General features: G+C 69.1%; 30 protein-coding genes and 1 pseudogene. 12 read left to right on the forward strand and 19 right to left on the reverse strand.

What is annotated here, in order from left to right; translation table 11 throughout:
• Nucleotides 1-75: 75 nt before the first annotated feature.
• The 10 genes from ASD38_RS15310 to ASD38_RS15355 form a co-directional block, all read right to left on the reverse strand.
• Nucleotides 76-960, reverse strand: a complete 885-nt coding sequence (locus ASD38_RS15310; protein ID WP_056445201.1) for a TraB/GumN family protein — start codon at nucleotides 958-960, stop codon at nucleotides 76-78.
• Between the two features lie 144 nt (nucleotides 961-1,104).
• Nucleotides 1,105-2,016 carry an alpha/beta fold hydrolase gene (locus tag ASD38_RS15315; RefSeq protein ID WP_056461126.1) on the reverse strand — a complete coding sequence of 304 codons (912 nt, stop codon included), beginning with the start codon at nucleotides 2,014-2,016 and terminating at the stop codon, nucleotides 1,105-1,107.
• Nucleotides 2,017-2,159: 143 nt separating this feature from the next.
• Nucleotides 2,160-2,354 carry a helix-turn-helix transcriptional regulator gene (locus tag ASD38_RS15320; RefSeq protein ID WP_056461129.1) on the reverse strand — a complete coding sequence of 65 codons (195 nt, stop codon included), beginning with the start codon at nucleotides 2,352-2,354 and terminating at the stop codon, nucleotides 2,160-2,162.
• The gene (locus ASD38_RS15325) at nucleotides 2,351-2,755 is read right to left on the reverse strand and encodes a hypothetical protein (RefSeq protein ID WP_056461132.1); all 405 of its coding nucleotides are present in this window, start codon (nucleotides 2,753-2,755) and stop codon (nucleotides 2,351-2,353) included. The genes ASD38_RS15320 and ASD38_RS15325 overlap by 4 nt, the downstream gene beginning before the upstream one ends.
• Nucleotides 2,756-2,758: 3 nt before the next feature.
• The gene (locus ASD38_RS15330; protein ID WP_056461134.1) at nucleotides 2,759-2,986 is read right to left on the reverse strand and encodes a hypothetical protein; all 228 of its coding nucleotides are present in this window, start codon (nucleotides 2,984-2,986) and stop codon (nucleotides 2,759-2,761) included.
• Between the two features lie 103 nt (nucleotides 2,987-3,089).
• Nucleotides 3,090-3,380 carry a hypothetical protein gene (locus ASD38_RS15335; protein WP_056445215.1) on the reverse strand — a complete coding sequence of 97 codons (291 nt, stop codon included), beginning with the start codon at nucleotides 3,378-3,380 and terminating at the stop codon, nucleotides 3,090-3,092.
• Nucleotides 3,381-3,524: 144 nt separating this feature from the next.
• Entirely contained in the window at nucleotides 3,525-4,400 is an 876-nt protein-coding gene (locus ASD38_RS15340; RefSeq protein WP_056461137.1) for a kinase, read from the reverse strand.
• 172 nt (nucleotides 4,401-4,572) lie between these two features.
• Nucleotides 4,573-5,439: a TraB/GumN family protein gene (locus tag ASD38_RS15345; RefSeq protein WP_056461139.1), complete on the reverse strand. Its 867-nt coding sequence runs from the start codon at nucleotides 5,437-5,439 to the stop codon at nucleotides 4,573-4,575.
• Between the two features lie 111 nt (nucleotides 5,440-5,550).
• Nucleotides 5,551-6,570 (reverse strand): 2'-deoxycytidine 5'-triphosphate deaminase, encoded by a 1,020-nt coding sequence (locus ASD38_RS15350; RefSeq protein WP_056445224.1) that lies wholly within the window; start codon nucleotides 6,568-6,570, stop codon nucleotides 5,551-5,553.
• A 75-nt stretch (nucleotides 6,571-6,645) separates the two neighbouring features.
• Nucleotides 6,646-6,864, reverse strand: coding sequence for a hypothetical protein (locus ASD38_RS15355; protein WP_056445226.1), 219 nt, complete (start codon nucleotides 6,862-6,864; stop codon nucleotides 6,646-6,648).
• Nucleotides 6,865-7,042: 178 nt separating this feature from the next.
• Between ASD38_RS15355 and metZ the strand changes: the two genes are divergently transcribed.
• The 4 genes from metZ to ASD38_RS15375 all read left to right on the forward strand — a co-directional run bounded on the left by metZ (nucleotide 7,043) and on the right by ASD38_RS15375 (nucleotide 11,201).
• Nucleotides 7,043-8,227, forward strand: coding sequence for an O-succinylhomoserine sulfhydrylase (metZ, locus tag ASD38_RS15360; protein ID WP_056446212.1), 1,185 nt, complete (start codon nucleotides 7,043-7,045; stop codon nucleotides 8,225-8,227).
• Nucleotides 8,208-8,672 carry a Co2+/Mg2+ efflux protein ApaG gene (gene apaG, locus ASD38_RS15365; RefSeq protein ID WP_056445228.1) on the forward strand — a complete coding sequence of 155 codons (465 nt, stop codon included), beginning with the start codon at nucleotides 8,208-8,210 and terminating at the stop codon, nucleotides 8,670-8,672. Before metZ ends, apaG begins: the two co-directional genes overlap by 20 nt.
• Before the next feature lie 114 nt (nucleotides 8,673-8,786).
• Nucleotides 8,787-10,334, forward strand: a complete 1,548-nt coding sequence (locus tag ASD38_RS24650) for a hypothetical protein (protein ID WP_056461142.1) — start codon at nucleotides 8,787-8,789, stop codon at nucleotides 10,332-10,334.
• Nucleotides 10,335-10,367: 33 nt separating this feature from the next.
• A complete protein-coding gene (locus tag ASD38_RS15375; protein ID WP_056445233.1) occupies nucleotides 10,368-11,201 on the forward strand; it encodes a hypothetical protein in 834 nt (277 codons plus the stop codon).
• An 11-nt stretch (nucleotides 11,202-11,212) separates the two neighbouring features.
• On the opposite strand, the gene ASD38_RS15380 is transcribed toward ASD38_RS15375, so the two are convergent.
• The 6 genes from ASD38_RS15380 to ASD38_RS15405 form a co-directional block, all read right to left on the reverse strand.
• Nucleotides 11,213-12,133, reverse strand: a complete 921-nt coding sequence (locus tag ASD38_RS15380; protein WP_056445236.1) for an Hsp33 family molecular chaperone — start codon at nucleotides 12,131-12,133, stop codon at nucleotides 11,213-11,215.
• 189 nt (nucleotides 12,134-12,322) lie between these two features.
• Nucleotides 12,323-12,562 carry a DUF2164 domain-containing protein gene (locus ASD38_RS15385; protein WP_056445239.1) on the reverse strand — a complete coding sequence of 80 codons (240 nt, stop codon included), beginning with the start codon at nucleotides 12,560-12,562 and terminating at the stop codon, nucleotides 12,323-12,325.
• A 24-nt stretch (nucleotides 12,563-12,586) separates the two neighbouring features.
• Nucleotides 12,587-13,522, reverse strand: coding sequence for an ornithine carbamoyltransferase (argF, locus tag ASD38_RS15390; protein WP_056461145.1), 936 nt, complete (start codon nucleotides 13,520-13,522; stop codon nucleotides 12,587-12,589).
• 70 nt (nucleotides 13,523-13,592) lie between these two features.
• Nucleotides 13,593-14,810, reverse strand: a complete 1,218-nt coding sequence (locus ASD38_RS15395) for an aspartate aminotransferase family protein (protein ID WP_082560759.1) — start codon at nucleotides 14,808-14,810, stop codon at nucleotides 13,593-13,595.
• 200 nt (nucleotides 14,811-15,010) lie between these two features.
• Entirely contained in the window at nucleotides 15,011-15,721 is a 711-nt protein-coding gene (locus ASD38_RS15400) for a transglutaminase-like cysteine peptidase (RefSeq protein ID WP_056445248.1), read from the reverse strand.
• Between the two features lie 126 nt (nucleotides 15,722-15,847).
• Complete coding sequence (locus tag ASD38_RS15405) at nucleotides 15,848-16,669, reverse strand: ABC transporter permease (RefSeq protein WP_056461151.1); 822 nt, start codon at nucleotides 16,667-16,669, stop codon at nucleotides 15,848-15,850.
• A 350-nt stretch (nucleotides 16,670-17,019) separates the two neighbouring features.
• Between ASD38_RS15405 and gcrA the strand changes: the two genes are divergently transcribed.
• The 6 genes and pseudogenes from gcrA (at nucleotide 17,020) to ASD38_RS15430 (ending at nucleotide 21,961) form a co-directional block, all read left to right on the forward strand.
• A complete protein-coding gene (gene gcrA / locus ASD38_RS15410) occupies nucleotides 17,020-17,538 on the forward strand; it encodes a cell cycle sigma 70 cofactor GcrA (protein ID WP_056445254.1) in 519 nt (172 codons plus the stop codon).
• A 492-nt stretch (nucleotides 17,539-18,030) separates the two neighbouring features.
• Nucleotides 18,031-18,104: pseudogene (locus ASD38_RS25135) on the forward strand (hypothetical protein); the annotation flags it as partial.
• A 522-nt stretch (nucleotides 18,105-18,626) separates the two neighbouring features.
• Nucleotides 18,627-20,231 carry an exodeoxyribonuclease VII large subunit gene (gene xseA, locus ASD38_RS15415; protein WP_056445257.1) on the forward strand — a complete coding sequence of 535 codons (1,605 nt, stop codon included), beginning with the start codon at nucleotides 18,627-18,629 and terminating at the stop codon, nucleotides 20,229-20,231.
• Nucleotides 20,232-20,298: 67 nt separating this feature from the next.
• Entirely contained in the window at nucleotides 20,299-20,520 is a 222-nt protein-coding gene (locus ASD38_RS15420; RefSeq protein ID WP_056445260.1) for a DUF2093 domain-containing protein, read from the forward strand.
• Nucleotides 20,521-20,633: 113 nt separating this feature from the next.
• Nucleotides 20,634-21,356, forward strand: a complete 723-nt coding sequence (locus tag ASD38_RS15425) for a M23 family metallopeptidase (RefSeq protein ID WP_235523843.1) — start codon at nucleotides 20,634-20,636, stop codon at nucleotides 21,354-21,356.
• A gap of 101 nt (nucleotides 21,357-21,457) precedes the next feature.
• Nucleotides 21,458-21,961 carry a response regulator gene (locus tag ASD38_RS15430; RefSeq protein WP_056445267.1) on the forward strand — a complete coding sequence of 168 codons (504 nt, stop codon included), beginning with the start codon at nucleotides 21,458-21,460 and terminating at the stop codon, nucleotides 21,959-21,961.
• On the opposite strand, the gene ASD38_RS15435 is transcribed toward ASD38_RS15430, so the two are convergent.
• A complete protein-coding gene (locus ASD38_RS15435; protein ID WP_056445270.1) occupies nucleotides 21,958-22,884 on the reverse strand; it encodes a lysophospholipid acyltransferase family protein in 927 nt (308 codons plus the stop codon). The two genes, ASD38_RS15430 and ASD38_RS15435, sit on opposite strands and share 4 nt — an antisense overlap.
• A 139-nt stretch (nucleotides 22,885-23,023) precedes the next feature.
• Here ASD38_RS15435 and ASD38_RS15440 point away from each other — a divergent pair, with 139 nt between their 5' ends.
• Nucleotides 23,024-23,407 (forward strand): helix-turn-helix domain-containing protein, encoded by a 384-nt coding sequence (locus ASD38_RS15440; RefSeq protein ID WP_056445273.1) that lies wholly within the window; start codon nucleotides 23,024-23,026, stop codon nucleotides 23,405-23,407.
• 55 nt (nucleotides 23,408-23,462) lie between these two features.
• Nucleotides 23,463-24,299: a histidinol-phosphatase gene (gene hisN, locus ASD38_RS15445; RefSeq protein WP_056461157.1), complete on the forward strand. Its 837-nt coding sequence runs from the start codon at nucleotides 23,463-23,465 to the stop codon at nucleotides 24,297-24,299.
• Between the two features lie 63 nt (nucleotides 24,300-24,362).
• Here hisN and ASD38_RS15450 read toward each other — a convergent pair whose 3' ends face one another.
• Nucleotides 24,363-25,331, reverse strand: coding sequence for an alpha/beta fold hydrolase (locus tag ASD38_RS15450; protein WP_056461160.1), 969 nt, complete (start codon nucleotides 25,329-25,331; stop codon nucleotides 24,363-24,365).
• A gap of 3 nt (nucleotides 25,332-25,334) precedes the next feature.
• Nucleotides 25,335-25,643: an SCP2 sterol-binding domain-containing protein gene (locus tag ASD38_RS15455; RefSeq protein WP_056445282.1), complete on the reverse strand. Its 309-nt coding sequence runs from the start codon at nucleotides 25,641-25,643 to the stop codon at nucleotides 25,335-25,337.
• Nucleotides 25,644-25,668: the final 25 nt, after the last annotated feature.

Consider the following 25,668-nt stretch of genomic DNA (forward strand, 5'->3'; position numbering starts at 1 on the left):
GACGCCTGTGGACCGGCCCCGAAGCGGTGGTTCGGGCCTCTCGGCGCGGGTCGGAACCACGGCTCGCGCGAGCCCCTACTCCACCGGCTTGGCCTTGATTCCCAACGCCTTCAGCTGGACCTGCAGGCTGTCCGGCCCCGCCAGGTGCCCCGCGCCGACCGCCACGAAGCTGACGCCCGAGCCGGCCAGCTTGGTCTTCAGTTGCCTGGCCCAATCCTTGTTCCGGTCGACCAGCAGCAGCTTGTAGACGTCGGGATAGTCGCTCCGCATCTCGTCGACCATCTGGCGCCTCAGCTCACCTTGGTCGCCCGCCGCCCAGGCGGTGACCAGGGCGTCGATCTTGGCCGGGCCGTCGTCGATCTCGTCCAGGGTGGATTCCAGCAGCTGGGTCTCCTGGGCCGGCGTCATGTCGGCGAAGAAGCGCACCTGCTGCTCCATGGTCTCGAAGGCCGAGATCGGCTTGCCCGCGGCCTTGGCCTGGGCGCTCAGCAGCCTCTCGACGCCGCTCTCGGGGTCGTAGCCCGCCCGCGTCAGCGGGGTCAGCGACACCGTCAGCGCCGCCAGCCAGGGCCGCATGACATCCAGGGCCTGGGGCGGAAAGCCCATGCCCTGGGCGGCGGCCCGCAGCTTGGCGTAGGACTCCGGCTTGAGCTTGCTCGACAGGGGCGAGGTCGGATCCACGCCGTATTTTAGCATCAGGGCCCGCGTCGTCGCCGCGTCCTCCGGCTGCTCGATCTCCATGACCAGGTCATCGGCGTCCTGGAAGGCCTTGGCGATCCTGGGCGAGCGCCACTGGGTCGTCGGCCGCAGCACGTGGACCGTGCCGAACAGATAGATGGTCGAATCCTTGTCCTTGATCGCCCACAGGGCGGGCTCGGCCAGAACGGGGCTCGCCCCCATCGCCGCGAAGGCGATGAGGGCGAGGGCGAAGCGGCGGACGCGACCGAGCAGAATCATCATGCCGCCACTGTTCCGGTCCGGCCCCGGCCCTGGCAAGCCAACCTGGAGCCTCTCCCGACCTGATTGCATCAGGCCGGGGCTCTAGCTCCTTGTCTTGACGCATTTTCTTCACGCGAACCGGAATCCGCTTCGCTTGAAAATGCTCTAGCGCAGGAAGCTCTCCACCTCGGCGGCGAAGGCGGCCGGCTGGTCCAGCATGATGAAGTGCAGCGAACCGTCGATGCGCTTGACCTTGGCCGAGGTCATCGGGGCGTAGGCGCCGGTGTAGAGGGCGTCGTAGGCCGACTGGGGCGCGCCGGTCGTCTCGTCCCAGGGATAGAGCATCACCGTCGGGGTCTTGATCGCGGCGATCTCGCCGCGCAGGTCGGTGGTCAGATCGTCATAGAGCGCGCGGCCGGTCACCGAGGGATTGGAGGCGACGGACGCTTCGGTGGCCGACTTCAGGCCGGTCGGCGACTTGACCAGGCGGGTCATGGTCCGGGCCTGGCCGGCGGCCCAGGCCTCGGGCGGCGAATTCTCGGCCATGTCGCGCATCGCGGCGGCCTGGGGCTTGACGCTCTCGACCGTGGCGGCGGGCGAGAACAGCACGGCGTAGAAGGGCAGGCTGTCGACGACCATCAGGCGGCCCACGTCCTCGGGGTGCTGGCGGGCCAGCATCAGGCCCATCAGGCCGCCCATCGAGTGGCCGATCACGGCCGGCGACTTCAGCTGGGCGGACTTGATGTAGCTGTCCAGGGCGTCGACCGACGGCTGGATGACCGGCCCCTCGGCGTTGGCCCCGACCGGCGCGCCGGCGAACCCGGCGATCTGGATCACGTGCAGCCGGTAGCGGCCCTTCAGTTGCTTTACGGTGTCGTCCCAGACCGCGGCCGACGAGGCCAGACCCGGGATCAGGATCACGTCGGGCCCCTGCCCCGTCACCTCGACGGTGAAGCGGGGCGCGGCGGCCGACGGGACGGCGACCGAGGCGGCGTGGACGGGGCCGAACACGCCGATGGCGGCCAGGATGGCCAGCAGGACGACCATCAGGTGAAAGGAAGGACGACGGCAGATCATGATCGGAGCTCCTTGGCTACGGGCGCGCGGAAGGCTTCGGCGGCGCGCCGACGGATGGATGGTTGGTTTGGCGGAGGTGGTTGTCGGTGGATCGGATGCGGTGACGATCACCTGGCGGCCGACATCGCGCCGGCCGCGTGAGGTCAGGTTTCGTCCTGGAAGATGGTCTCGATCGGCAGGCCGAACAGGCGGGCCAGCTTGAAGGCCAGGGGCAGGCTGGGGTCGTACTTGCCCGTCTCCAGGGCGTTGACGGTCTGGCGCGAGACCTCCAGCCGGTCGGCCAGGTCGGCCTGGCTCCAGTCACGCTCGGCCCGCAGGACCTTGAGGCGGTTCTTCACCGATACCTCCAGCGCACCAGAGGTTGGGCCAGGCCCATCGAGCAGCAGAAGAGCGGGAAGACCAGGTAGAGCGGCACGTGCGGCAGGAGGTCGACGTTCTCCAGGAAACCCCAGGCGGTGCAGCCGGCCAGGGTGACGCCCATGCCCCAAAGCATCGCCTGGACCAGGGTGGAGCGCACGAACTCGTCCTGCTCCTCGGCCAGGTACAGGCCCATGATGACGATCACCGCGATGACCGGCAGGGCGGGCGCGATGCCCAGGGCCCAGAGCAGCGGGCCTTCCGGCGCCTGGTGGCGGATCCACCACAGCGAGGCGTACAGCACGCCCATATAGGCGGTCATGGCCGGGAAGAACCGGATCAGGTAGCGCCGCATGGCCGGACTCATCTTCTTCTTGGCCATGGTCTAGCTCCGCGACCAGCTCAACCGGCGAGCAGCCAGCTTGAGCAGGCCGGCGGCCAGCAGGACGCCCATTGCCAGCGAGGGCGGCGCGAACACCAGGTCCAGGGTCGAGGCCGCGGCGTTCAGCGCCACCTCGCCGGTCAGCAGGAAGACGGCGATCGCGACGCCGCCGGCGGCCGTGGATCCGGCCAGGGCGGCCTTGGCGATCCGGTCTTCAAATTCGTTGTACATGACAAGGCTCCTCGTCTTGTTGACAAGGACGCTTGTCTTATATCGGCGAGGTCGTGTCAAGCGAGCTTGTCAAAAAATCAAGGAGAGGCGACATAGCGCCTTGTCAGGCGGCCTTGTGCAGGGGCGCGGCGTCGAACCGGTCGGCCTGGCTGACATGAACAGGTTTGGCCGCGGAGGGACGAAGGGTTTGGGCCAGCCGGCCTTCACGGCGCTCCCGCAGTATCGTCCAGCCGTAGCGCGAGAAGCGGTCGTCGTAGTCGGACCAGCGGATGATCCGTCCCTGGTCGTCGCAGCGCCAGATCGCCTTGTCGCAACCCGGGATCGGGGCGGCCCGGTTCCAGATCGAGACGCGCTTGGCGTGGGTCGAATAGGGCCCGCCGAAGAGTGCGTTCATGATCCAAAAGCTCCACTGCGCCAGCGACTCGGTGAGTCGTTTCGCCGACAAAGCGAAACTAGCATTGGTGGAGGTGGAAATGGGGCCACACCACATCTAGTGCGACGCCGTGCCGCGCGACCGAATGGCCGACCCGGCGCCCCGTCAGGTGATCGACGAACGGCGGTCCTTGTCCAGCGCCACTATGAGGTCGGCGCGGGCGGGCATTTCGCGCAGGATGTGGCGGGTCAGGCGCTCGTAGTGCTGGACGAAGACGGCGACCTCCTCCTCGCTCATGGCCAGGCCCGCCCCCTGCCCGGCTTCGGCCAGCCGCCGCCGCAGCTTGGCCTCCTGCTCGCGCCGCCAGGTCAGCACGGTCTCGAAATCGGGCGCGGTGAACAGCACCAGCAGGTCGAGGCGGGCGAACAGGGCGCGGTAGGGTCCGGCCAGGGCGGCGTTGACATGGGTCCGCCAGGTCCCGTCCGGATCGCGTTCGCGCTCCAGGGCGTTGACCGGCGCGGCCAGCGCCTCGGGCGGCTCGGGACGGGCCCCGACGCACCAGCCCTCGAACAGCACGACATCGACGGGACCGGCGACCAGCGGCCAGGTCTCGATAGCCGCTCGGTCGTCGCTCGCCTTGTCGAAGCGCGGCAGCGCCGTCTCGCCCGCCCCGGCCAGGCCGCCCAGCACCGCCAGGCCCAGGGCGACGTCGTGGGTTCCCGGAACGCCGCGCGTGCGCAGCAGCGGATGGACGTCGCGGGCCAGGGCCTCGCGGTCGGCGCGCGGCAGGTAGAGGTCGTCCAGCGACAGGGTCGCCACCCTCAGCCCCCGCGCCGCCAGCAGCGCGGCCACGACGCGGACGGTCGTCGACTTGCCCGAGCCCTGCGGCCCGCAGATCCCGACCACGAAGGCCGGCCCCATGGCCACGGCCGCGATCCGGGCGGCCAGGGGCGCGTGCAGCCGTTCGATCTCGGCGGCGAAGTCGGCGGGCAGGTTCTCCTCGCGCAGGAACGCGGCCAGCCAGGTTGGATCGATCGTCATTCATCCCCCTCCCTTCTCCCCTTGCGGGAGAAGGTGTCAGCGAAGCTGGCGGATGAGGGGTCGCACGGCGTTGGACGTCGCCGCAAGAGCATGGAGTGAAAGGTTTGATAGACCCCTCATCCGACCTCGCTTCGCGAGGCCACCTTCTCCCGCAAGGGGAGAAGGAAAGACATTACTGCACCCGCCGGACCTGGAACCCGCGCGCCGCCATCAGGGCCGGCAGGCCGTCCTCGCCCGCCATGTGCAGGGCGCCGACCGCGACCAGCTCGACGCCGGGCCTGGCCATCTCGGCGACCAGCGCCTGCGCCCACGCCTCGTTGCGCCGCTTGAGCAGGGCGTCGTACAGCGCCGGCCGGTCGCGCTTCATCACATCGACCACCAGCGGGCCAAGCTTGGCCATGTCCCCGTGCAGCCAGGCCGCCTGCAGGGCCACGCCGTTGCGCGGCGGCGACAGGGTCTCGGACGCCACGTCGTCCAGGTACTGCACCTCGACCGCCTCGGGCAGGGCGGCGAACAGCTGGATCTGCTGCTCCAGGGTCTCGAAGGTGGCGATCGGCTTGTCGGCGGCGCGGGCCTGGCGGGTGACCGCGGCGTCGGCCCCGGCCCGCACCGAAGCGCCCTTCTGGGTCATCGGCAGCACCGACAGCATCATCGCCGCCGCCCAGGGACGCAGGCGGTCGACGCGGTCCAGCGAGCCGCCGTCCCGCTCCAGCGCCGCCTTCAGCGCGGCGACCGTGCGCGGCGGCAGTTTTTCGCTCAGCGGACGTTCGGGATCCACGCCATAGCGGTCGACCAGGGCCTGGACCTCGGCCGGATCGGCGTCGGCCCGGGTCTCGAACCAGACCTTATCGGCCTGGGCGTAGGCGCGGTCGAAGGCCCGGGTGCGCCACTTCACGTTCGGCTGCAGCACGTGCATGGCGCCGAACAGATAGATGCGGGTGTCGTGGTCGCGCACTTCCCACATGGCGGGGGCGGCGTACGCGGCCGAGGCGCAAGCCAGGGCGCAGACCGTCAGGCCCGTCGCCAGACAGGCCGCCAACGCCCTTCGATACGCACCCAAGCTCGACACAACGCCCCCTGACGCCCGGACTCAACAGGAGCCCAGCGTACGAAGACACCGGTTAATCGGGGAAGCGCCGGTCGTTGCGACCTAACGCCACGCCTTGAAATGCTTGGACAATTTCAGCCCCTGGCGCTGGTAGTGCGACCCGCCCTCGCCATAGAGCCGCTCGGGCCGCGCGGTCAGGGGCTCGTAGACCAGCCGGGCGACGATCTGGCCGTCCTCCAGCAGGAAGGGCGTCTCGTGGCTGCGCACCTCGAGCACGCCCTTGGAGCCGACCGCCCCGGCCTCCTCGGTGCCGAAGCCAGGGTCGAAGAAGCCGGCGTAGTGCACCCGGAACTCGCCGACCGACGGATCGATCGGGGTCATCTCGGCGGCTTCCAGCACCGGGATCTGGATGTCCTCCTTCGAGGCCAGGATGTAGAACTCGCCCGGATCCAGCAGCAGTTCGCCGTGGCGGGTCTCCAGCGGCTCCCAAAAGTCGCGCGGATCGTGGCCGTCCTCGTGGTCCAGGTCGACGACCCCGGCATGGCGACGGCCGCGGAAGCCGACGACGCCCGAGGTCAGGTCGACCCCGACGCTCTTGATCGCCAGCTTGGCCGGCTCGCCGCGCTTGAGGCGCAGCTGGTTCAGCCGCGTGCCGGACCGCACCAGCACCGAGAAGGTCTGCGGCGCGATCTCGATATAGAGCGGCCCCTCATAGCCGGCCTCGATGTCGTCGAAGGCCTTGGAGTGATCGCTCAGCAGACGGACGAAGACGTCGACCCGTCCGGTCGAGCTCTTGGGGTTGCCCCGCGCGGCGATATTGCCCGGCAGGGCCAGGCGCTCCTGGATCTCGGCGATGTAGACGCAGCCCTTCTCCAGCACCGCGCCCTTGGTCAGGTCCAGCTCGTGCATCGCCACGTCCTTCAGACGCTCGGGCACGCGGCGGGCCACGCCGGGCAGGAACGAGGCGCGCACCCGCCAGCACCGCGCGCCCAGGCGCAGGTCGAGGCTGGCCGGCTGCACCTGGTCGGTGTCGAACGGGGTTTGGGAGGTGATCGCCTCTTGCGCGATCAGGTCCTCGATGGATTGGCAGGGCAGAATCCCCGCGGCATGGGCGTCGGTCATCGGGGCGACACTCGCTAAAGCATCGCGCCGAAGCAAGCGGTCACCGCGTTTCCCCCGATCTCTCGGCGAGCTTTTCTAGTGGTGGGCTTTCTTGGCGCTCTGCGCGCTGGCCAGCAGGTAGACGCCCGCCCCCACCCCGAACAGGGCCGTGGCCTCGGTCAGGGTGTTGACCGCGTGGAACTGCACCGGAAAGAACGCCACCACCCGGTCCGACAGGATCAGCAGCAGGATGTTCAGCGCGCCGAAGATGGCGAGCAAAGCGGCGAAGACACGGAAAACGAGCGTCAGCGTCATGGAAATCTCCCAACGGGCCCCCGACCTTGAGTTCTCGCGCGGGAGGTTAACCACGTCCGCGCGGTTCCACCAGAGCTCTGCCGCAGGAAACCTTTGTCACGTAGGACAATTGTTGGCTTGACCCACCCCCGCCCTGTACCTTTCATGCGCGCCCTTTTCGAGTGTCAGCGAGGTGGCCGTGGCCGAGAATCCAAAAGACTGGGACGTCGCGACCAAGCTGATCCGCGGCGGTCTGGCGCGCTCGCAGTACATGGAGACCGCCGAGGCCCTCTACCTGACCCAGGGCTTCACCTATGACAGCGCCGAGGGCGCCGACCGCCGGTTCTCCGGCGAGGACCCGGGCTTCGTCTATTCGCGGTTCAACAATCCGACCGTGAAGATGTTCGAGGACCGCCTGGCGCTCCTGGAGGGCGCGGAGGTGTGCCGCGCCCAGGCCACCGGCATGGCCTCGGTCCACATGGCCCTGATGGGTCTGGTCCGGGCCGGCGACCACGTGGTGGCCGGCCGCGCCCTGTTCGGTTCGTGCCGCTGGCTGATCGCCGAATGGCTGCCACGCTTCGGCGTGGAGACGACCTTCGTCGACGCCACCGATCCCAAGGCCTGGGAGGCGGCGATCCGCCCCAACACCAAGGCGGTGCTGATCGAGACCCCGTCAAATCCCGTGCTGGAGATCACCGACATCCGCGCGGTGTCGGAAATGGCCCACGCGGTCGGCGCCAAGGTCATCGTCGACAACGTCTTCGCCACCCCGATCTTCCAGCAGCCGCTGACGCTGGGCGCCGACATCGTGGTCTATTCGGCCACCAAACACATCGACGGCCAGGGCCGGGTGCTGGGCGGGGCGATCCTGACCACCGAGGCGATCAACGAGGAATTCTACCGCGACCCCCTGCGCCACACCGGCCCGTCGCTGTCGCCGTTCAACGCCTGGGTCCTGGTCAAGGGCCTGGAGACCCTGGACCTGCGCGTGCGCCGCCAGAACGACACCGCCGCGGCCCTGGCCGACATCGTGGCCGAGCACAAGGCGGTCAAGCAGGTGCTCTACCCGTTCCGCGCCGACCATCCGGGCCACAACATCGCCAAGTCGCAGATGAGCGGCGGCGGCACGGTGCTGGCCCTGGACCTGGGCTCGCGCGAGGCGGCGTTCAAGTTCCTCAATGCGCTGGAGATCGTCGACATCTCCAACAATCTGGGCGACGCCAAGTCGATGGCCACCCACCCGCCGACCACCACCCACCGCTCGGTGCCCGAAGAGATGCGTCCGTCGCTGGGCGTGGTCGAGGGCGGCGTGCGCCTGTCGGTCGGGCTGGAAAGCCTCGCGGATCTGACCCGAGACGTGACCCGTGCGCTCGATCAGGCGTGAATCCTCCCCGCCCCTGAAGCGGATCCGCCGCCGGCGCGGCGCCGATGCGGGCATCTATGAAGCGCGCACGCGCGACGTCGTCGTGCGCGTCGCGCCGGTCTACCAGCCCGAAGAGTCCGCGCCCGAGGAAGGGCTGTGGATGTGGGGCTACACGGTCGAGATCGAGAACCACGGCGTCGAGACCGTGCAACTGGTCGCCCGATCCTGGACGATCACCGACGGCCTCAACCGGGTCAGCGCGGTCGAGGGCTCGGGCGTGGTCGGCGAGCAGCCGGAACTGCGGCCGCGCGAGGCGTTCCGCTATGTCTCCAACTGCCCGCTGCCGACCGCGTCGGGGACCATGAGCGGCCACTTCCAGATGATGACCGAGGCCGGCGAGGTGTTCGACGCCGAGATCCCGGAGTTCTCGTTGCACCTGCCGGGCGCGGCGCGGCGCTACAACTAGGCCGCCTTCCTTCCCCGCCAGATCGCCGCTCAGGATGGTGGATGGCGAGACCGCGCCTTTCGGTTGCGAAGCTCGGCCGATTGCGAGACCCTGCCGCCAGACGGGGGAAGAGTTGTGGCCACCTACACCATCAAGATCCTGAACAGCAGCGACCAGACGAAGACCTATGTCGCGTTTCAAGCCCCACCGACGGGCGCCGCCGTCCAGGCGGGTTGGAGCGTGCGCCAGACGATCGCGGCGGGCGGCGCGGCCGAGGTGAGCTTCACACCGCCGGCGCCCAGGACGCCCAGTCTGCTCGGCAAGCTTTGCGCCCTGCTGTTCCAGGCTCCGCCCGGCGCCGCGCCGGGCCGGTTCCGTCTGGCGGTCGACGCCGGCGACGCCCAGGCCGGACCTCATATCGACTTCTCGGCCAGCCCGACGGCGCCGACCACCATCGTCCACGGCTTCGACGGCGCGCTGTCGGTCGCCGCCGCCACGACGCTCGGCTATTCGTCGTTCGTCACCCCCGTCGGCAATCTGGCCCCGACCCTTCAGGGCGACAACTTCGTCGCGCCCTTCAACGTTGTCGCCGCCTTCACCAACAGCGCCGGCGGCGGTTGCGCGAACGGCGAATATCGCCAGCTGATCATGGGGCGGTTCTCGGTCGACGGCACGGTCGTGGCCCACCGTCTTTGCGAATCCACGCTCATGTCGCCGGACGTCTTGCGGGAGGACGGATGCCCGCCCCCCGGGTGCTCGGCCTACGGCCACAGGGCCTGCCCGCCCACCGCTTCGAGCCGCTACAGCCCGGACCAGGCGACGGGCCCGCAGTTCGCGATGTATGACCAACCTGGGTTCAGGAACATGGCGCCCGGCAACACCTACGTCATTGACCTGCGATTCCAGGGCTCGCTGGTCGACACGGCCGCCGGCGTGACGCTGGCCTCCCACACCTGGACGGTGAGCGGCCAGACCGTCGCGCCGCGGCCCCTGATGCCGGACGAGCCCCAGGGCTTCCAGTCCAGCGACCGGCTGGTCGGCGTGCGCCAGAGCGCAAATCTCGCCAGCGGCGTTTCCGAGGTTCATGTGCTGATCGCCCGCAGGGACGGCTCGCCCCGACTGGACCCGACCGCGGTGAAGGTCGCCGTGGTCGACGCCGCGGGCCAGCCTCTGGCGGTCGGCGAACCGGTGGTCCACGAGGTCGGCGGCCAACGCGGGACGACGGCCACCATCGTCCACCGCCTGCTGCCCGGCCAGGCGGCGCCGGCCAAGGCGACGCTCGATATCGACGGTCAGGTCACTGAAATGGCGATCGCGGGGGAACCGCGAATGTCGACGACCTACACGATCCAGGTGCTCAATCAGAGCGGCTCGAACAAGAGCTATGTCGTCTTCCAGGCGCCCGCGACGGCGTCAGGCGGCCAGGTTCCGGTCTACACCAACGTTTGGGCCACCTTAGAGAACGTCACCGACGGCGACTGGGACAGCTTCACCTACACCGTCGAGGACGCCGACCACGAGCCTCCTCGTTTCATCGTCGAGGAAGGCGAGTATGCGCCAGGCCAGGTGATCGTTCCGCCCAAGGACGTGAACCTCGCCACGGTCGATTTCACGGATCGATCGCAGACGACGGCCACTGTCACCGAGAACGCCGAGGGCGATTTTTCAGTCGCCTACGTCTGACCCAACGCGCCCGCGGCAACCTCGGAGATCGCCATGACCCCGCCTACCCTGACCGCGCCCCTGTCCGGCTGCGTGTCGATCGACGCCACCACGCCCGACGGCTATCTGGACAACGCCCGCGCTGGCACGCCGACCGCCGGCGCCCACTCGAACATCCAGGCCGCCGCCGCCAATCTCCTGGCGTGCGCGACAAGGACGTCGTCACCGACCACGGCTTCACTGGTCGGGCATGGGAGCATGGGCGTCATCGCCACCGGCGCCGGCGGATCGCTGGGTACGGATAAGCAGTACATCGGCCTCGACAACCAGAACGTCTGGGCGCCGCTCCTCCAGCCCCTGAGCGGGCGGTTCAGCGGGCTCTATCTCTATGGCGTCGAGATTGGGGCCGGCGTCGAGGGCGCGCAGCTGCTCTACGCCCTGGCCAAGGTCATGAACACGAACGTCTTCGGTCCGACCGGGCTGATCTATTGCGACTCCCGTGGGAACTTCACGCTCGAGTCCGGCTCTCAATGGCAGGTCGCCACGCCGGTCACACCGCCCAGACCCATCGCGCCGCCCCAGTTCTTGCCCAGCTTGGTGGCCGCGCGCGGCGCCCTGGTGACCGCCTCCGCCGCGTTCGACGTCACGGGCAGGCCCCTGCCCCAGCGATCGGCCGCCGCGCTGGCGGGCGAGGTCGCATGGACCCAGCCGTTCCAGCCGCCCGGCGCGGTCAGCGGACTGGTCACGGGCCGGCTGCGCGTCGGTTTCGGACGGGGCGCGTTGAAAACCTACACGATCTACAACCACGCCCTGCTTCGCGACAACGCCCAGCCCGCTGTCTTCTATCGCGCGAGTTCGAAGTTCCGCGCCATCGCGCTGGGCCGGTAAGGCCGCCCGCTTCAGCCCGCCGCCGTCGGCTCCAGCGCATAGGCCCGCGAGCAGTACTCGCACGTCACGTGGATCTTGCCGTCGGGCTCGATCATGTCGGCGATTTCCTCGGCCGTGAACGAACCCAGCATCGCGCCGATGCGGTCTTCCGAGCAGCGGCAGAAGGCGCGCAGGGGCTTTTCCTCGAGCAGGCGCACGCCGTCCTCGTTGAACAGCCGCCACAGCAGCAGCGTGGTCGGCACGGTGGGGTCGATCAGCTCGTCCTCGCCGGTGGTCTCGAACAGGGCGCGGACGTGGGTCCAGGCCTCCTCGGTCTCGCCGCGCGTCTCGTCGCCGGCGATCGCCTGGATCAGGATGCCGCCGGCGCGCCAGGTCGGCCCCTCGCCCGTATCGACCTGGCCGACGGCCAGGCGCACCCGGGTCGGGGTCTGTTCGGACTGGGCGAAGTACTGCTCGGCGCACAGGGCCAGGGTCTCGCCCTCGATCGGGGTGATGCCCTGGTAGCGGTCCATGTCCGGCCCCTGGTCGACGGTCATCATGAAGGCGCCGCCGCCCAGCAGGGTGCGGGCGCCCGGGCGCACGAAGCCCTGCGAGACCTTGGCCACCTCGTCGGGATCGAACCGGCAATAGCCGCGCAGGGCCCCGGTGGTGTCGTAGTCGACCACGACATAGCGCACCGGGCCGTCGCCCTGGGCCTGGACGATCAGCCGGCCCTCGAACTTCAGGCTGGAGCCGACCAGGGCGGCCAGGGCGCAGGCCTCGCCCAGCAGGTTGGCGACGGGCTCGGGATAGTCGTGGCGGGTCAGCACCTCGTCGACCGCCGCGCCCAGGCGCACGGCCCGGCCGCGCACGGGCAGGCCTTCGATCTGGAAAGCGGAAACGAGGTCGTCGGGGGCGTCCCCGAGGGCGGTCTGGGCGGCGATGTCGGTCATGGGGAGGCTAGATAGTCGCTTGCGGGGAAAATGCGAGGGGGGTGCGGCGATCACTTGCCCCCTACGGGTCGCTTCGCGACCGTCTTCCCCCGGAGGGGGAAGAGGAGCCGCGCTCGTCCTCCGCCCCCCCATGGGGCGGACAGACCGCGAAGCGGTCAGGTGGGGGCAAGTGGGTGAGCCACCATCCCCTCAATCCACGAACGGCTTCTCGATCTCGTAGACGGCGTCTTCCAGCTTGTCGCGGAACAGCTGCTGGGCGTCCTGGACGCCCTGATTGTAGTAGTACGGCCCCATCTGCTCGGAGATGAAGTCCAGCAGGAACCCGACCTGCAGGGGGCTGGCCTCGCAGTCGAGCTCGCGGTCCAGATAGCGCGTCAGCTTGTCGAGCAAGGCGTCGCGCTTCTGCTTGTTGAACTCGATCTTGGCCATCGGCCGGTCTCCCTGTCCCGTGCGTCAGCCGATCGCCCCGAAGCACCAGGCCAGCACCGACTTCTGGGCGTGGATGCGGTTCTCCGCCTCGTCCCAGGCCAGCGAGCGCGGGCCGTCCAGCACGCTGTCGGTGACCTCCTCGCCGCGGTGGGCCGGCAGGCAGTGCAGGAAAACGCCGTCGGGGGCCGACAGGTCCATCAGGGCGTCGTCGACCTGATAGGGCTCCAGCGCGGTCAGGCGCTCGTCATGGTCGGTGTCGCCCATCGACACCCAGGTGTCGGCCACCACCACGTCGGCGCCGCGCACGGCCGCCCTGGGGTCGTCGGTCAGGGTGATCTGGGCCCGCAGCTCCTGGGCGCGGGCCAGGTCCACCAGGTCGGGGTGATAGATCGCCGGGCAGGCGATGTTCAGCTTGAAGCCCAGCAGCGGCGCGGCGTGGATGAAGCTGGAGCAGACATTGTTGCCGTCGCCGACCCAGGCGATGGTCTTGCCGCCGACGTCGCCGCGATGCTCCTCGATGGTCAGCAGGTCGGCCATGATCTGGCACGGGTGGCTCTTGTCGGTCAGGCCGTTGATCACCGGCACGGTCGAGACCTGGGCGAAGCGCTCGACGTCGGCGTGGCTGTTGGCGCGGATCATCACCGCGTCGACCATCCGCGACAGCACCTTGGCGGTGTCCTCGATGGTCTCGCCCCGACCCAGCTGCATGTCGGCCGCGGTCGAGATGATGCCGCTGCCGCCCAGTTGGCGGATCGCCGCGTCGAACGAGAAACGGGTGCGGGTCGAGTTCTTCTGGAAGATCATCGCCAGCACGCGGTCCTTGGCCGGCGCGTCGGCGTCGACGCGGCCCTTCCCCCAGCCGACGCGGGCGGCCTTGCGGGCCTTGGCGTCTTCCAGCATGGCGCGCAGCGTGGGGCCGTCCAGCTTCCACAGGTCGATGAAGTGTCTGGGCTGTGTCATTGCAAATCCCCCTGCCCGCCCGCCCCGGCGTAAGCCGGAACGAGCGGTTCAATAGGTCGGGTCGAGCGGCTTAGGCGCCCGCCTTGGCCCGGGCGGCCTCGCAGGCCTTTTCGAGCTTGGCGATGGCCTCGGACGCTTCCTCGATCGTCAGGTTCAGCGGCGGCAGCAGGCGCACGCAGTTGTCGCCGCCGCCGGCGATCAGCAGCTTCTCGTCGCGGGCCAGGACCATGAAATCGCGATTGTTCGGGATCAGCTTGATGCCGATCAGGAAGCCCTTGCCGCGGATGTCGACGATGACGTCCGGGAAGCGGTCCTTCAGGCCGTTCAGCTGCTGGGTGAAGTAGCCGGCCACGGTCTTCACGTTGTCGAGGATCTCGGGCGTGTTGATCGTGTCGAACGCCGCCTTGCCCACGGCCATGGCCAGGGGGTTGCCGCCGAAGGTCGAGCCGTGGACGCCCACGGTCATGCCCTTGGCCGCCGCGGCGGTGGCCAGGCACGCGCCGACCGGGAAGCCGCCGCCCAGGGCTTTCGCCACGCACATGATGTCCGGCGCGGCGTCGCTGGCCCACTCGTAGGCGAACAGCTTGCCGGTCCGGCCCATGCCGCATTGCACCTCGTCATAGATCAGCAGCACGCCGTTATCGCGGGTCAGCTGGCGCAGTTCGTTCAGCTGGGCCTCGGTCAGCGCGCGGGCGCCGCCTTCGCCCTGCACCGGCTCGATGATGATCGCCGCCGTGGTCGGCGAGGCGCAGGCCGCCTTGATCGCGTCGGCGTCGCCGAAGGTCAGCTGGGTGTAGCCCGGCAGGCGCGGGCCGAAGCCCTCGACATAGCTGGGATTGCCCGAGGCGTTGACCGCCGCGTACGAGCGGCCGTGGAACGAACCGTCGAACCCGAAGATCTCGACCCGCTCCGGCTGGCCGTTGGCCGTATGATACTTGCGGGCGGTCTTCAGCGCGCACTCGATCGCCTCGGTGCCCGAATTGGTGAAGAACACCACGTCGGCGAAGCTGTTGGCGCACAGCTTGTCGGCCAGCGCTTCCTGCTCGGGGATCCGGTAGATGTTGGAGACGTGCCAGAGCTTCTCGCCCTGGGTCTTCAGCGCCTCGACCAGCACGGGGTGGGCGTGGCCCAGGCCGTCGGTGGCGATGCCGGCCACGCAGTCCAGATACTCTTCGCCATCGGTCGAGAACAGGCGCGCGCCTCGGCCTCGCTCGAACGCCAGCGGGGCGCGGTTGTAGACGCCCATGATGTGGTGTTGCGCGGGGTTAGACGACGTCGACGTGCTCAAGACGGCCTCCCAAAAAGGAAAGAAGCCCCCGTGCTCAAAAGCACGGGGACCGGAAGGCCAAGGGTTGTCGGCGCGTAAGCCCGCCCTGTCAACAAACCGGGCGTGAATTTTGGGTGTCAGGGATGGCTGAGCCGCACTGTTTGCGGTCCCATGGCCTTCAGGCCACGCCCTCGGATGGTTTGCGGCCCGCGAACATCGGCCTAGCGGGCGTTTCGGGCGGCCGAGGTCTGGAACGCCTGCCGCCAGAAATCGCCATACGATCGGTTCGGATCGTCCACGTCCCAATAGCCCAGGCTGTTGACCGCGTAGGCGGGCTCGAACGACGTGACCTGGCCGAAAGGCACGACGCGCCGGTCGGTGTTGTCGAGCATGAAGAACGTCCCGTCCGGCAGACGCGCGACCAGGACCGCATGTCCCTCGGGCGGCTTGACGTTCGAGCTCACGCCGACGACCAGAAACAGGTCCTTCGGAGGAAACCCGATATATCTCAGCCCCCAGCTCTTCAACAGGGCGATGTCCTCGCAATCGCCGCCCAGGATCAGCGTGTTGATCGGCGGCGCCCAGACGTCGTTACCCTTGTAGAGGTTGGAGTCGGCGACGACCCTGACATGCTGGGCGACATAGTCGTTGACCGCCGTCAGTTGATCGAACTTGGAGCTCAGCCGGGCCGTCTTGCGCAAGAAATCGCGATAGGACCGAACCTCCTTGATGTCGCCCTTCTCGAGCACGGTGTTCGTCAGCAGCGCGGCGTGGACCAACCCGTCTCGGCGCGCGAGCACGTCCGGAGGGTGGTCGGTCTTGGTGATCGTGAAGCGCCCGAGCCGGTTACCCTCCAGGCGATTGCCGTCGGGCGGCGCGGCGGCGCACGCCAGGGCGATCACGGCGACGGCCACCGGAAGCCTTGCGATCATGCCGCCTCGGGGTCTTTTCCAGAGCATGCGCCCATCCTGGCGGAGGCGCCCGCCGGGCCGCCATCAGGCAAGCCCCCCAGGGCTGGGCGAAAATACCCTAGCCTCGGACGTCGAAGGCGGCGGCCGTCAGGTCTTCAGCCGGTACCCGGTCCGGAACAGCGCCCAGCACCACAGGAACATCCCCACCGACAGAACCGCGGTGACCACCACTCCGATCGTCACCGAGCCGTCGGCGTGGCCGATGAAGCCGTAGCGGAAGCCGTCGATCAGATAGAAGAACGGGTTGAAATGGCTGGCCGAACGGAACGGCTCGGGCAGGCGGTCGACCAGGTAGAAGGTGCCCGACAGGAAGGTCATCGGCATGATCAGGAAGTTGGTCACCGCCGCCAGCTGGTCGAACTTCTCGGCCCACAGGCCCGCCAGCACGCCGGCCAGGCCCAGGATGATCGAGGCGCCGACCGCGAAATAGACGATCGCCCAGGGGTGGGCGATCTGCAGGCCCGCGCCCGGCAGCACGCCGATCACCAGGGCGGTGACCGCCCCGACCACGATGCCGCGCGTCGCCGCGCCCAGGCCGAACGCCGAGACCTGCTCCAGCGGCGTCAGGGGCGGCGTCAGGAAGTCGGGCGTCAGGCCCATCATCTTGGCCTGGATCAGCGACGAGGACGAATTGGCGAAGGCGTTGTTGAGGATGGCCATCATGATCAGGCCGGGGGCCACGAAATGGCCGAAGGTCACCCCGCCCACCGCCGGCCGGCTGCCGCCCACGGCGACCACGAACACCAGCATGTAGAGCAGGGTCGTCACCACCGGGGCGGCGACCGTCTGTGTGCCGACCTTCCAGAAGCGGCGGATCTCGCGCTGATACAGAGTGAAGAACCCGCTCCAGTTCCAGCCGTGGTAGTCGCGCGGCTGCGGCGGGATGACGGCGTTCGTCACGTCTTTCATGGGCCCTTGGATCCTGAAACGCCTGAACCCCACGGCTTCAAGGGCGATTGAAGCACTTAAAAAGGTTCTAAATCAAACACTTGGAGCGTGGCGGGCGCCGAAACCGGCGGCCGCGTCGGCTGCCCCGCCCCAGGATGTGCGCCCGGCGCCGACGCCGCGCAAGCGGGCTCCGGCAGAATCAATATATAGTTCCTGTGGACGAAGTCCTTACAGCCTATTGTGCGTTTTAACGCATTCTTTACACTATGTGGTAGGTCAGGCGCCGGCGGGGCGCTCTGCACACCACATGTAGAGGCCGAGACGAGTCGGGGAAACCCGTTTCGGACTCTTTTTTAGGCGGAGATGGGTCAATGAGCTGGACTGACGAACGGGTCACCACCTTGAAGAAGCTTTGGCTGGACGGCCTTTCGGCCAGCCAGATCGCCAAACAGCTCGGCGGCGTCACGCGCAACGCGGTGATCGGCAAGGTTCACCGCCTCGGCCTGTCGGGCCGCGCGGCCCCCTCGCAGCCGGCGCGTCCGGCCTTCAAGGCGCCGCGTCCGGCGCGTCCGGCCGCCACGACCATGCCCTCGGCCCCGCGCCGGGTGATCGCCGCCGAGCCGGCCGCTCTCCCGAGCGTGGCCCAGCAGCCGTCGGTCCCGGCGTTCCGCGCCGAGGAGCCGGGCTCGGCCACCGTGCTGACCCTGGGCGCCCACATGTGCAAGTGGCCGATCGGCGATCCGTCGACCGATGGCTTCACCTTCTGCGGCCGCCGGTCGTCGGAAGGCCCCTATTGCGGCGAGCACGCCCGCATCGCCTACCAGCCGCAACAGACCAAGAAGAAGGCCGGCGCCACCGAACTGGCCCGCTCCCTGCGCCGCTACATCTAGTTCTCATGCCCGTGGGGCCGCCCTCGTTCCTGGAAGCGCGGGCTTCCGGACGCGGGATGCCGGGTCGGCGGTAGAGATTCTCGCGCCCCAAATCCGCGGGACGAAGGCGCTGCAGGGTTTCGGCCTCACGGCGAGAACTGGAAAAGATCCCGGACGGTCGAGGGGCCCTCCGGGATTTTTGCGTTTTGGAGCGGTCGGGGGACAGCCCTTCCTTCACCCTCTCCCGGAGGGGAGAGGGAGGGACCCGCGCCGCAGGCGTGGGAGGGAGAGGGGTGACGCCCTATCCGGTTTCGCTCCGACGGCCCTGCCGGCGCGCCGTCGAACTCAGTACCCCCTCACCCTCCCACCGCTGCGCGGCGGGCCCCGCCCTCTCCCTCTGGGAGAGGGGTTTTTGGCGTGTACGCCCGGCGAATAGCGAACGAAGCCCAGCGATTTCAACGCCCTGAACTTTCTCGACCCGATTTGGTCCTCACCCTCCAGATCGCCCGTATCCTGATCCCACCTCGACGCAGGGAAAGGGCGCATGGCCAGCGACCGATGCGGCGGCGGGGGGCGATCGAGCGGGTCGCGTCATCGATGGTCTGTCCGCGTGTGTAGGGCCAGACCAAACCTCGCGTTCGCGAGATGCTCGCCGAGCCCGGAACACGAAAACGGTCGGGCGCGGGGGTCGATGGCGCCGCAGGCGGACGGTGACACGTTCGCGGTCCGGGACCGGGTGTCGTTGACCTGGCCCGCCCGTCGGAGGCTTCAAGGCGGCGAGGCCCTAACAGGGCTCATGGCGCGGAGCGATCGGGCTTCGTCGAAACGGTTACTACTCAAACACTCCGGACGGTGTCCGGCGCTCCGCGTCCCTTTCCATCACCTCAGCGAGAGATCGCGTGAGCCTGCGAAGCTGTGCCCGCGAACACTTGCCCCCACCTGACCGCTTCGCGGTCTGTCCGCCCCCACAGGGGGCGGAGGACGCGCGCACGGCCCCTCTTCCCCCTCCGGGGGAAGACGACCGCGAAGCGGTCCGCGGGGGCAAGTGGTCGCCGCACGAACGCCCACCCATTTCACACGCCACCCCAATCCGTCCTATCTAGAACCCCATGACCGACACCGTCGCCCCTGATTCCAACGCTCAGGCCTATTCCGTCTCGGAACTGGCCTTCGCCCTGAAACGCACGCTGGAAGACCGGTACAGCTTCGTGCGGCTGCGCGGCGAACTGTCGAAGGTCACCCACCACTCCAACGGCCACGTCTACCTGACCATCAAGGACGACAAGGCCGCCATCGACGGCGTGGTCTGGAAGGGCAATGTCCGTCAACTGCAGATCCGGCCCGAGCATGGGCTGGAGGTCATCGTCACCGGCAAGATCACCACCTATCCGGCCGGGTCGCGCTACCAGATCGTCATCGAGACCATGGAGGCCGCCGGCGTCGGCGCCCTGCTCGCCCAGCTGGAGCGGCTGAAGGCCAAGCTGGCCGCCGAGGGGTTGTTCGCCCCGGAGCGCAAGCGGCCCCTGCCCTCGATGCCGGCCGTGGTCGGGGTGATCACCAGCCCGACCGGGGCGGTGATCCGCGACATCCTGCACCGCATCCGCGACCGCTGGCCCTGCCAGGTGCTGGTCTGGCCCTGCGTGGTGCAGGGCGACGCCGCCGCCGGCCAGGTCAGCGCCGCGATCCGAGGCTTCAACGCCATCGCGCCCGGTGGTCCCGTGCCGCGTCCCGACGTCCTGATCGTCGCCCGCGGCGGCGGCTCGGTCGAGGACCTGTGGGCCTTCAACGACGAGGCCCTGGCCCGCGCCGTGGTCGAGGGAACCATCCCGCTGATCTCGGCCGTCGGCCACGAGACCGACACCACCCTGATCGACTTCGTCTCCGACCGTCGCGCGCCCACCCCCACCGCCGCCGCCGAGATGGCCACGCCGGTGCTGGCCGAGCTGCGGGCCCTGGTCAGCGACTACGACCGCCGGCTGAACAACTGCGGCGGCCGGGCGATCGAGGAGCGGCGCACCCGCCTGGTCAGCGCCGCGCGCGGCCTGCCCCGCCCCGCCGACCTGCTGGCCCTGGCCCAGCAGCGCCTGGACCTGGCGGTGCGCGGCCTGCCTCGCCTCGACGACCTGACCGCCCCGGCCGAGCGCCGGTTCAAGGAGACCGCCGCCCGTCTCGACGCGGCCCTGCAGCGCAACACCGACATCCACGCCCGCGACCTGCTGAAGGTCACCGCCCGCCTGTCGCCCGACACCCTGCACCGCCAGCGCGCCGACTGCGGCCGCCGGGTCGAGGACCTGGGCCGGCGGCTGGACCTGGCCGCCCGTCGCGTTCCCGAGCGCGTGGCCCAGCACGCTCGCCTGCCCGCGCTGCAGGAGCGGCTGAACGCCGTGGTCCGGCGACGGCTGGAGCGCGACACCGACCGTCTGGTCAGCCTGGACAAGCTGCGGGTGTCACTCAATCCCGAGCGGCCGCTGGAGCTGGGCTTCGCCCTGGTGCACAGAGCTGACGGGTCGATCGCCCGCTCGGCCGCCGAGCTGACCAGCGGCGAGCGCGTCAGCCTAAAGTTCAAGGCCGGCGAGCGCGACGCGGTGATCGACGGCGAGGGATCGACGCCCGTCCCTCCCGCCGCCCCCTTATCCCAGGCTGGGGCCGCGCCGCGTCCGGCGCCCAAGCCGAAAGCGCCGCCGCCGCCGTCCGATCAGGGAAGCCTGTTTTGATCCGGTCCTTCAGCATCGCTGGGCCGCCCACCTGTTCCCCCGACCTCAACTGGCGTAAAAGAGTCCTATGAACGCGTTCGATCCCAATCTCGGCAAATCCGGCGGCCCGGCCGTGCTGCATTATGGCGACGGCGAGTTCGCCATCATGAGCCCCGGCCACTACGTGCTGTGCGCGGTCACCGGCGCCAAGGTGTCGCTGGAGAACCTGCGCTACTGGAGCCCGGAGTTGCAGGAAGCCTATGCGGGTCCGGCCGAGGCCCTGAAGCGCTGGCGGGAGAGCCGGGGCTGAACCGGCGGGGGGCGCTCGCCGGCCTGACCGCCGCCCTAGGCTTCCCGACCATCGCCCGCGCCGCCGCGCCGGGCCTGACCCTGTCTGGCCGTTTCGTGCAGGGCGGCGCGGTCGTGGGCCGCACCGCGGCCCACGCCAGCGTGCTGCTGAACGGCGCGCCGGTCACCCAGGCCTCGGCCGACGGCTGGTTCGTGATCGGCTTCGACCGCGACGCCCCGCCCCCGGCCCTGATCACGGTCGAGACCGCCGACGGCTCGGCCAGCCACCAGGCGACCATCGCGCCGGGGACCTTCGACATCCAGCGCATCGACGGCCTGGCCGCCGACCAGGTCTCGCCCAGCGATCCGGCCCTGCTGGCCCGCATCGCCGCCGAGGGGGCGCGCAAGAGCGTCGGCTTCGCCAGCCGGCTGGACGGCGACTTCTTCCGCACCGGCTTCATCTGGCCCGTCCAGGCCACGCGCCGCTCGTCCAGCTTTGGCGGCCAGCGCATCCTGAACGGCGAGGCCAAGCGCCCGCACTACGGCGTCGACCTGGCCGCCCCGGTCGGGACGCCGGTCGTGGCCCCGGCCGCCGGCGTCGTCAGCTTCGCCGAGACCGGCCTGCACTTCGAAGGCGGGCTGATCCTGATCGACCACGGCCAGGGCCTGATCACCGCCTATCTGCACCTCTCGCGCATCGACGTGGCCGCCGGCCAGGCGGTGGCTCAGGGCCAGCTGATCGGCGCGGTCGGCCAGGCGGGCCGCGCCACCGGTCCGCACCTGTGCTGGCGCATGAAGTGGCGCGACCGGAACCTCGACCCCTCCCTGATGGTCGAGGTACCGCAACCACACGCCTAGGTCGAAATTTGTTGGACCGATTCCCCCCTAAGGGGATCGACAGCCCGTTAGCTCTACAGTATGCCCGCCATCCCCCTTGTCGTGATGGAGGCCAGTCCCGCATGTCCGCGACGCTCGATCAGCTGCGATTTCTGCTGGTGGACGACAACCATCACATGCGGGCGATCGTCTCGACGATCCTCAAGGGCGTCGGCGTGCGGCACGTGTTCGAGGCCATGGACGGCGCCGAAGCCCTGCAGGTCGTTCGCGAACGTCAGATCGACATCGCCATCGTCGACTTCCGGATGTCGCCCCTGGACGGCGTGCAGTTCACCCAGCTGGTCCGCCGCTCGCCCGACAGCCCGGACCCGTTCCTGCCGATCATCATGCTGACCGGCTTCGCCGAACGGCACCGGGTGCTCGAGGCCCGCGACGCCGGGGTCACCGAGATCGTCGTCAAGCCGGTCACCGCCCGCTCGCTGCTGGACCGCATCGACGCGGTGATCTTCAAGCCCCGGCCGTTCATCCGCACCGACGACTATTTCGGCCCCTGCCGGCGTCGTCGCGACGACCCGAAGTACGACGGTCCGCGCCGGCGCCGCCACGAGCGGATGCTGGAGCTCTAGGCCTCGCCCGCCGCCAGCGCCGCGTAGACCTCGTTCGGCCAGCGCCGATGGACCCAGAACCATTCCTCGGGTCGCTCACGGATGCGGTCCTCCATGAAGGCGTTGACCAGCTTCACGCCCGCCTCGATGTCGGCGGTGCGATCGCCGGTGTCGGGCAGAACGATCGGATCGTGGACCACCGCCCGGAAGCGCGCGCCCTTGGTGCGCTGCACCGACATCGGCTGCAGCACCGTGCCAAAGCGGATCGCCAGGCGCGAGGGTCCCGGCGCCGTGCGCACCGGATGGCCGAAGAATAGGCCCTCGACGCCGGTGTTGAACTTCTGATCGTTCATCAGCGCCACGGAAACGCCGCGCTTCATGGCCTCGAGCAGCTCCCGCGCCCCGTCGCCGCCCTTGGGGGCGAACAGCCGCACGCCGTAGCGGAAGCGGCTGGCCTTGATGCGGTCGTCGACATACGGATTGTTGGCCGCGCGATAGGTCATCTCGCAGGTGACCCCGGAATCGACGATGGCCGCGGGCATCACCTCCCAGTTCGACAGGTGTCCCGAAACGAAGACCACGGGAACCTTGTCGGCGGCGATCTGGAACAGGCGCTGCTGATTGACCACCTCGACCCGGCCCGTGGACGGCAGGATTTTGTCCATCAGCGGGAACTCGGCGAAGGTGCGGCCCAGGCCGTCCCATTGCGCCTTGAGCATGGCCGCCCGCCAGGCTTCGTCCTTGTCCGGAAAGGCCAGCGTGAGATTGCGCGCCGCCACCTTGTGCGCGCCGCTCAGCGGACCGACGGTGCGGCCCAGCCAACCGCCGAACGCCGAAGCGGCGTCGACGCCCAGCAGGCGCACCACCCCGATGAAGAGGTCAAAACCCAGCGCTTCCGCGCGCCATAGAAGATCCTGGCCCAAAGGCCGACGCTTATCCGACATGAACCCTTAGTAGCCTGCTTCGCGGATGAGTGGGACTCGCAGCGTGTGTCGACTCGCGTGGTTCGCCCGGCACGCGACTTGCGGATGTCACCCCAGGCCGTTCCGTTTCGGGACGGGAACATGAAATCGGGGCGTCATCATGGGCAACGACATTGATGTCTATCTGGGCAAGCGATTGCGGCGTCGCCGCCGTCTCCTGGGCCTGACTCAACAACAGCTGGCCGGCACCGTCGGGGTGCGCTTCCAGCAGATCCAGAAATATGAATGCGGCGCCAACCGCATCTCGGCCGCTCGCCTCTGGCAGCTGTCCGAGGCGCTGGAGGTCCCGGTCGGCTACTTCTACGACGGCCTGTCGGACCGTGCGGCGAAGGAAGCCAACGCCGAAGCCGAGGGCGGCGAGATGTTCGCCCGCAAGGAGACGCTGGACCTAGTCCGCGCCTACTACCTGCTGGGCGAGCGTCCGCGTCGGCGCCTGCTGGACTTGGCCAAGTCGCTGAACGGCGGCGAGGCGATCGAAGCCTAGGTTCAGAAATCGCGAACGGTGGCGTCGAGTCGAAGGGCGGGCTAAATCCTCGCCCATGACCCTCGCCGCCGATCACCTCGCTCAGCTCGACGCCTTCGTCGTTGACCTCAACCGCGCTTCGGCGGCGGCGATCCTGCCGCTGTTCCGGGCCGACCACGGGTTGGAAGACAAGGGCGCCGGCAAGAACCTGCCGCGCGACAGCCACGCCGCCTTCGATCCGGTGACGGAAGCCGATCGCGGCGCCGAGGCGGCGATCCGCCAGCTGATCGCCGAACGCTATCCCGAACACGGGGTGATCGGCGAGGAGTACGGCGAAGACCGGCCCGACGCCGAGTTCGTCTGGGTGCTGGACCCGATCGACGGCACGCGCGCCTTCATCTCGGGCCTACCGCTGTGGACCACCCTGATCGGCCTGCGCCATCAGGGACGTCCGGTGCTGGGCTCGATCGGCCAGCCCTATACGGGCGAGATTTTCATCGGCTCGGCCGCCGGCTCGCGCCTGATGTCGCGAGGCCATAGCCGGCCGATCCAGGTGCGCGAATGCGCCGACCTGACCGACGCCGTCATCGCCACCACCGATCCCGAAGCCTGTTTCGACGGGGCTGAACTGGGCGCCTGGCGCCAGGTGCGCGCCGCCGCCAAGCTGGCCCGCCTGGGCTGCGACGCCTACGCCTACGCCATGGTCGCCATGGGCAAGATGGACATGGTCATCGAGGCCGGCCTGAAGTCCTGGGACATCGAGGCGGCCATTCCCCTGATCGAGGGCGCCGGCGGGATCGTCGCCAACTGGCGCGGCGAACCGATCGGTCCCAACGGCGGCCAGATGGTGATCTCCGGCGACCGCCGCTGCCTGGACGAGGCGCTGGTGTCGTTGCGGCGGTCGGCGAAGTAGCGCCGCGCCTCCAACGCCGATCATCCCAGGACGTGTTCCGAGAACGACGGCGGTGATTGTGGATTATCGCGGAGCGACCGGGTCCACCGTTTCGTCGAACGCCGCCCAGAACTTCGCCCGGCGGTCGTCGGTCTCGATCAGGATCTCGTGGAAGGCGTCGGGGATCTCGACATAGCGCCCCCTCGGCATGCGGCCGGCGATCGCCCTCTCGTCGGCGACCAGGACACGGCTGTCCTCCCCCGCTCCGACGACGGTCACCGGGATCGATATGGCCTCGACGCCCCGGGTGCGCCGTAGGAAAGCGCAGGTCGAGAAGGCGAAGTCGGTCCAGCCCCAGGTGATGCCGCCCAAGGCGATGTCGGGATTGGCGTTGATCTGGGCCCGGTGGCGGGCGTAGCGGGCGGCGTCGTGGGTCAGGGCGTCCTTGGGGAAGCTCTGGACGAACGGGTCTCCCACGTCGCCCAGAACGTAGTCGCCCTTGTATCGCGAGCGGCTCATCAGCCACGCCAGAGCCCTCGCCCCGCCCGCCGGCCTGCGGCCGGTGTTGAGACCCAGCATCGGCGCCGACAGCACGGCCGCGGCGAAACGGGTCTCGCCCATGGCCAGGGCCAGCATGATCAGGCTGCCGCCCATCGAGTGCCCGACCGCGATCCAGGGCTTGGGCAGCCGCGTCTCGAACGCGGCCAGCAACGCCTGGTGGTCGCCGAGGAATTCCTTGAACCCGACCGCGTGGCCCTTCAGCCGATCGGGCAGAGCACGGTGCGAAAGCCCCTGCCCCCGCCAGTCATGGACCAGCACGACGAAGCCGCGGTCCAGCAGGTCCTGCACGACCTCGAAATACTTCTCGATCGGCTCGCTGCGGCCGGGGCTGACCACCACCGAGCCGCGCGCCTCGCCGCCCTTTGAGACCTCGGGCGGCGAAAATAGAGCGGCGCGGAGGGTCGCCCCGTCCGCGCCGCTGAACCATTCGGCCTTTCCATGATCGGGAACGGGCGCCTCGGGAATCGAGACCAGCGGCGCCGCATCCGCCATGGATCAGCGCATCTTCGCGAAGAGGGCCGCCATCTTCGACTGCAGGGCCATGGCCGTGCCCATGTCCGACAGCTTCAGCTTGCCGGTCATCACCGCCATGGTCGGGTCCAGCGAGCCGGCGCCGATGGCCAGCAGGTCGTCCAGCGACAGGGTCATGGTCAGATCGGCCGGCTTGTCCTCGTTGGTCACCGAGCCGCCGTCGATGTGGATGACGCCAGTTTCCTTCAGATCGAACTTCAGGCTCTTGCCCAGGCCGCTGTCGTCGCCGACGGCGGCTTTGATGCGATCGGTGATTTCCTGCAACGTAGCCATAAGCGCTTCTCCCTCTGTGGCGCGT

The sequence above is a fragment of the Caulobacter sp. Root487D2Y genome, assembly GCF_001427165.1.
GTDB lineage: Bacteria > Pseudomonadota > Alphaproteobacteria > Caulobacterales > Caulobacteraceae > Caulobacter.

What these genes read in the sequence shown, in the direction of transcription:
- ASD38_RS15310 (WP_056445201.1), bottom strand. Translation starts at nt 960, where the DNA reads ATGATGATTCTGCTCGGTCGCGTCCGCCGCTTCGCCCTCGCCCTCATC.
- ASD38_RS15315 (WP_056461126.1), bottom strand. Translation starts at nt 2,016, where the DNA reads ATGATCTGCCGTCGTCCTTCCTTTCACCTGATGGTCGTCCTGCTGGCC.
- ASD38_RS15325 (WP_056461132.1), bottom strand. Translation starts at nt 2,755, where the DNA reads ATGGCCAAGAAGAAGATGAGTCCGGCCATGCGGCGCTACCTGATCCGG.
- ASD38_RS15330 (WP_056461134.1), bottom strand. Translation starts at nt 2,986, where the DNA reads ATGTACAACGAATTTGAAGACCGGATCGCCAAGGCCGCCCTGGCCGGA.
- ASD38_RS15335 (WP_056445215.1), bottom strand. Translation starts at nt 3,380, where the DNA reads ATGAACGCACTCTTCGGCGGGCCCTATTCGACCCACGCCAAGCGCGTC.
- ASD38_RS15340 (WP_056461137.1), bottom strand. Translation starts at nt 4,400, where the DNA reads ATGACGATCGATCCAACCTGGCTGGCCGCGTTCCTGCGCGAGGAGAAC.
- ASD38_RS15350 (WP_056445224.1), bottom strand. Translation starts at nt 6,570, where the DNA reads ATGACCGACGCCCATGCCGCGGGGATTCTGCCCTGCCAATCCATCGAG.
- ASD38_RS15355 (WP_056445226.1), bottom strand. Translation starts at nt 6,864, where the DNA reads ATGACGCTGACGCTCGTTTTCCGTGTCTTCGCCGCTTTGCTCGCCATC.
- ASD38_RS15375 (WP_056445233.1), top strand. Translation starts at nt 10,368, where the DNA reads ATGACCCCGCCTACCCTGACCGCGCCCCTGTCCGGCTGCGTGTCGATC.
- ASD38_RS15380 (WP_056445236.1), bottom strand. Translation starts at nt 12,133, where the DNA reads ATGACCGACATCGCCGCCCAGACCGCCCTCGGGGACGCCCCCGACGAC.
- ASD38_RS15385 (WP_056445239.1), bottom strand. Translation starts at nt 12,562, where the DNA reads ATGGCCAAGATCGAGTTCAACAAGCAGAAGCGCGACGCCTTGCTCGAC.
- argF (WP_056461145.1), bottom strand. Translation starts at nt 13,522, where the DNA reads ATGACACAGCCCAGACACTTCATCGACCTGTGGAAGCTGGACGGCCCC.
- ASD38_RS15400 (WP_056445248.1), bottom strand. Translation starts at nt 15,721, where the DNA reads ATGATCGCAAGGCTTCCGGTGGCCGTCGCCGTGATCGCCCTGGCGTGC.
- ASD38_RS15405 (WP_056461151.1), bottom strand. Translation starts at nt 16,669, where the DNA reads ATGAAAGACGTGACGAACGCCGTCATCCCGCCGCAGCCGCGCGACTAC.
- gcrA (WP_056445254.1), top strand. Translation starts at nt 17,020, where the DNA reads ATGAGCTGGACTGACGAACGGGTCACCACCTTGAAGAAGCTTTGGCTG.
- xseA (WP_056445257.1), top strand. Translation starts at nt 18,627, where the DNA reads ATGACCGACACCGTCGCCCCTGATTCCAACGCTCAGGCCTATTCCGTC.
- ASD38_RS15420 (WP_056445260.1), top strand. Translation starts at nt 20,299, where the DNA reads ATGAACGCGTTCGATCCCAATCTCGGCAAATCCGGCGGCCCGGCCGTG.
- ASD38_RS15430 (WP_056445267.1), top strand. Translation starts at nt 21,458, where the DNA reads ATGTCCGCGACGCTCGATCAGCTGCGATTTCTGCTGGTGGACGACAAC.
- ASD38_RS15435 (WP_056445270.1), bottom strand. Translation starts at nt 22,884, where the DNA reads ATGTCGGATAAGCGTCGGCCTTTGGGCCAGGATCTTCTATGGCGCGCG.
- ASD38_RS15440 (WP_056445273.1), top strand. Translation starts at nt 23,024, where the DNA reads ATGGGCAACGACATTGATGTCTATCTGGGCAAGCGATTGCGGCGTCGC.
- hisN (WP_056461157.1), top strand. Translation starts at nt 23,463, where the DNA reads ATGACCCTCGCCGCCGATCACCTCGCTCAGCTCGACGCCTTCGTCGTT.
- ASD38_RS15450 (WP_056461160.1), bottom strand. Translation starts at nt 25,331, where the DNA reads ATGGCGGATGCGGCGCCGCTGGTCTCGATTCCCGAGGCGCCCGTTCCC.
- ASD38_RS15455 (WP_056445282.1), bottom strand. Translation starts at nt 25,643, where the DNA reads ATGGCTACGTTGCAGGAAATCACCGATCGCATCAAAGCCGCCGTCGGC.